Source organism: Pedobacter sp. (genome assembly GCF_035317785.1).
Taxonomy (GTDB): Bacteria; Bacteroidota; Bacteroidia; order Sphingobacteriales; family Sphingobacteriaceae; genus Pedobacter.
The window spans coordinates 1-4,820 of the sequence record NZ_DATHGC010000214.1; the positions used below are offsets into that span (position 1 = coordinate 1).

Annotated in this window: 5 protein-coding genes; all 5 read right to left on the minus strand. The window is 42.2% G+C overall.

Annotation, left to right across the window (positions count from 1 at the left end; translation table 11 throughout):
• Positions 1 to 695 (minus strand): sialidase family protein (locus VK541_RS13020; RefSeq protein ID WP_324370743.1); only part of this gene is annotated, 695 nt, incomplete at its 3' end.
• Between the two features lie 244 nt (positions 696 to 939).
• Complete coding sequence (locus VK541_RS13025; RefSeq protein WP_324370745.1) at positions 940 to 2,352, minus strand: TlpA disulfide reductase family protein; 1,413 nt, start codon at positions 2,350 to 2,352, stop codon at positions 940 to 942.
• A 128-nt stretch (positions 2,353 to 2,480) separates the two neighbouring features.
• Entirely contained in the window at positions 2,481 to 3,593 is a 1,113-nt protein-coding gene (locus tag VK541_RS13030) for a carboxypeptidase-like regulatory domain-containing protein (protein WP_324370747.1), read from the minus strand.
• A 41-nt stretch (positions 3,594 to 3,634) separates the two neighbouring features.
• Entirely contained in the window at positions 3,635 to 3,937 is a 303-nt protein-coding gene (locus tag VK541_RS13035) for a hypothetical protein (protein ID WP_324370749.1), read from the minus strand.
• A gap of 306 nt (positions 3,938 to 4,243) precedes the next feature.
• On the minus strand, positions 4,244 to 4,820 hold a 577-nt coding region (locus VK541_RS13040), incomplete at its 5' end, for a DNA alkylation repair protein (protein ID WP_324370751.1).

Sequence of the window (4,820 nt, forward strand, 5' to 3'; positions counted from 1 at the left end):
CTGCCTAAATTCCAGCTTTTGCCATGATCGTCTGAATAAATTATATGTGCATAATTCTGATTTGGGCCACTTTCAATATGGTTTATCGGAACCACCAGGCGTCCGGCATACTTTCCTTTTGCGATCTGCAGGCCATGACAAGGCCCGGTAGCATACCATGTCCAGTTGTCCATTTTCACGGATGACGTGATTTCCCGTGCGGGGGACCAGCTTTTGCCCTCATCGTCCGAAGTCAGCACATATATATGCCGGCCATCTTTGCTGCTGCGTTCCATGATCTGTTTTTCATGATCTGTACCCCTGTTCCATGTACTGACCAGCACAATGCGGCCATTGCTGCGATCCAAAATGGGTACAGGATTGCCGCAGGTATTGGTTGAATCACTCCAGACCACCTGCATCGCGCTCCATGTTTTCCCGCCATCAGCAGATCTTTTCAGCACCAGGTCAATATCGCCCGCGTCACCACAGTTCATACGGCGCGCTTCCGCGAAAGCCAGTAAGATATTGTCAGGGGTCGTTAAAAGCGCAGGGATGCGAAAACAGGCATAACCATTCTCTCCTGCTTTGTAAATGTGATTAATTACCTGCTCATCCTTTGCCGTTGCAGCAGCAGATCTCAGACCAGCAGCCACTACAATCATACAGATCAGTAAAGCCTTGTGCGAAGTAAAACGTCGTATTATCCTGCCCATGAATACTATATTTGGTTGATGCCGGATAGTACATCCATGCAATAAATCAAATATAATAAAAAATTATTATGTAGTACATAAAAATTAAAAACTACAAATTATGCCTCATACGCCTATAAAATCACTTCTATAAGACACCCTTCAATTCAATCATCATTTTGGAAACATACATCAATATTCAGAGATGCTGACTTTTTCTGTATACTTATTGAGTACACCTTTAAGCTCGGTCAGGTGCTTAAATTCATAATTTCATTTGGACAACCTTACTCACAATCTTCCGGAGTTCTTCAATTTGATCCGGGATTGGACGGGGAGCAAACAAGTCTACTACATGGTGATCCTTGTCGAGAATCAAATACCTGGGTATACCGGACAGTTCAATAAACCTCTTGAATTGTTTAGAACTGTCAGCTTTGAGCAGGTATTGATTGGCTGTGGTTCGATCTTGCTCACTTGCTTTTTTCCATGCACGCTCATCCGCATCAGTTGAAAAATACAAATAGGAAACGTCTTTTTCACCCAGCATCTTTTTCGTATCCGACGATTTTGAAATGTCATCACGGCATGGTGCGCACCAACTGGCCCACATATCGATGTAAACAGCCTTACCCTTATAAGAATCCAGCAACTCCGCTAAACTGACCAGTTTGTCATCGCTATAACTGGTCAGCAAAGTCTTGTTCAGTATCGTATCAGGAAGCGGCTTACCAATGATAAAATACCTCATCTCATTGTCCTTCAGATAAGATAAATAAAGAGAATCCGGCTTTTTCTCATAAAGACGATCAAATAGCTTTCTCAGCATCCGGCTATCATCCGTTGATTGCTTCAATGCATATTCTCCTGCCAGATAGCTCAATGCATAATCCCTGGTCTTTCCTTTTAAGGATAACTGTATTCCCTGATAGATTGCCTCCAGATCTGAAGTCTGATTGGTAGCATTACGGGCAATATATCTGTAATAGACCGCGTTTCGATACTCTATTGTCAAAAGCAATTCGTCCCGGGTAAAAGGGTACTTTGCAGCTTCCATAAAATAGTTAGCCGGAATTATTTCCTGCTTGCTATAAACCAGCCCGGAATAAATCAATTGCACATACCGGTAGCTGAGCTTATCTTTAGCCAGATCGGCCGTTGCTTTATCCATCAAATGATTAGTCAAATAGGTTTCCAGCGTCATTTCACTCGTCTTTTTCCAATTATTAAGGGCTTCTTTATAGTCAATCAGGTTATTGTATTTCGGATAATAAGGCGTTTTTAGAGAAGCATCTGAAATGAGAACATCCAGATTATACCTGGCTTCGTCCTTTCCTGAAAATACGAGTTGCTGATCACGTGCCTTACCTGTTATCTTGAAACTTACAGAATCACCCGGTTTAAAATAGATGAACCAATTTTTGTAGACAGCGCTGAATATCAGGAGTTCCGGCTTCTTAATGCTGAAACTAAAATCGAAGACCCCGGTTTTACTGCTCTGAGCTGCCAAATAGATTATTTTCTGGTTATGAATTACAAACGCCGGCAGTCGTCGGACCGAAATATTATTGTCCTTCATTTCTTCGGTAGTACCCGAAATCCTTATCGGCCGCTGTGCTTTTAAACTACCCAACAGGCCAATTAAAATTGCAGAGAAAAAGAAAATGAAACGTATCATGAGAGCTATTTGTACCGTTAGTTAGGTTTGATCGTCAACAAGATAAAGAAATTCTGTTTATATATTTACCCATTAACATTAAACTGATATCTTTAATTTAAACACCAAATCATGAAATAAGGGGCAGACTATTCAGGCACGTAAGAAAACGGCAGCCGGTCGCCAATCTGCCTTCCGCCCCAGTACCCGTCAAGCAGGAAACTCCGGTAATCCAGATACCTCCCGCCCTTATCGATAAAAGTATGATCAAGATAGAGGTTAAATTCAGACCTGGTTACCTTATGTTTACTAAAAAATTCCCAGTCAGGAAGCGTTCCGGCGTTGACTTTAGCCATCACCAGGTCAACCCTATCCCCATACATAACGAAAAATTTTCCGTTAACCGCAAATTTAACAAAGGTACTATCTACCCTCGATACATATTTACGCATATCGACCACTTCCTTTTTTACAGTCCTGCCGTTTACGGCTCCCGGATCATCAGCAAATTCCAGCGTTTTGAATTTCGTTTGCGATAAAGTGCCATCATACAAACACCGCAGATAGCGCATAAACGAGCTGTCGTAAACCTTTTTTCGGTTTTTGGCCCATTGCTGCCGATTTCTTTTACTTCCGGGCAATTCTTCAAAAATACAGTCCCCGTCATAGTTAGTTATGAACGAGCTGCTGTTGAAAGTGAATCTTTTCAGGAGATACTTTATCCTGTACCCCAGATTTTTATTTTCGATAATCATGAAATCAGAAGAATTTGCCACCAGAACTGTTCTTATCGTGGACAACTCCAGCACCTGCGTATTTAGAATTTTACAGCTTAATCCATTTTCAGTAAATCCAAGGAATCTATTATTAAAAAGGCGCAGCATCTCTGCACGGCCTGAACCGTCCCCTATCTTCACCTCATCCAGAACGATACTCTTATCCTGCAGGGTAAAATTGAGGGTGACCGCACGATTTACAGGCCCGGCAGATGTTTGACTGCTAAACAGCAATGGTTTCCTTTCAGAAACATAACCAAGCCTGCTGGTGACCACCGTCAAATTACCCGGGCTTAAGTTTGCCAGCTCGTATTTACCATCAGCGTCAGTTTGTGCAGCCCTGGAAGTGCCATCGATAAATACCGTAACCGAAGGAACTTTTTCTCCCCTGCTATTTTCTATCGTACCACTGATTGAGAAAGTCATCTGAGCCGTACTGCTTAGTGAGCACAACACACTCAACAGGAGAAACACGATTAATTTCATGAGATGTTAATGTAAATTCATTTAAAAATAAGAAAATATTATCAGATGTCTCCGCCTTCCCGCCCATCTGCACACTCACTAATCTTCAAAGCCTTCTGCTGTATATCTGCGATCAGATCGATCAGCATTTGCGCCTTGCTGTCCTCTACTTTGACCAGGCCCTCCAGTACATCCAGCATACAGTCACCATATTCTTCATTAACTCTGTCATATACATCTTCCTTTTGATGAATCAGCTGGGACGCACAGGTATAGATCACATAACCCAATGCCCCGTATACTATCAGAAAAAGGAAGAGTAGAAATTCAGGGTTAGCAGTCCGGGGTAATATTACAAAAAGCAACCCATTTAGAGCTGTTGAGTATAAAGTGTAACAACGCTTTTCTCATCTTTTACAACCCCGTAGTTACCATGCCCCCAACTAAGATTGCAGTGTATCAGATGATATACAATAAGGTCGAAGGTAATGTTTGAAGGAACTTTAATAGATACATATCCATTCTCATCAATTACCCCCTTAAGAGTGGAGGCTTTAACAACATCTGCAATGTTATCAGAATTAAGTTGAACACCGTTAATGGGATGAGCTGCGACTATTCAGTTTAATCATTTTCTATATGTTTAATCTTTGTATCTCTCACGCAGGTCATTACAGGCTTCGTTTATTACTTTCAATAGCTATGAACTCCGGTAAATAATTTGGAGTACATCCTTTTGATACCATTTCATCTTTGTACAGGCCGGTTTTCTTGCCGAGCGAAACGCAACGTGCCCGGAACTTTTTATCGTAAACACCTATCCAGCCCGCAGTAAAATTCATGGCCCACTGCACTTCGGACGCCTCCCCGGCAATGTTAGCTTCAATTGCAGAAAGCAGGTATGCAGTATTGTCAGGAGAAACTTGCCCAACCCATCTTAACCGCCCCTGATAATACCAGAAAACCCGTCTTTGAAGAGGCGAAGGGCTGTTTTCCCAGGATTCAATCATTGCAATAGTTTTCTTGTCTTTGGTAAGTTGATTGGCCATGAGCCAGTCTATTAATTGATTTCGCTCGTTAACAGGGTGGCCCTGAATATCCTTATCCAGTTTATCGACCACATCTTGCGTAAGAACCTTATTATCCATAATTAAGATGGCCAGCTGTCTGGGCAGGAAATCGCCGCTGGTCCAAAGCTCAATAGCCAGGGCATGATCCATCTTGATTTCCTTTGCCATTTTGCGCAGG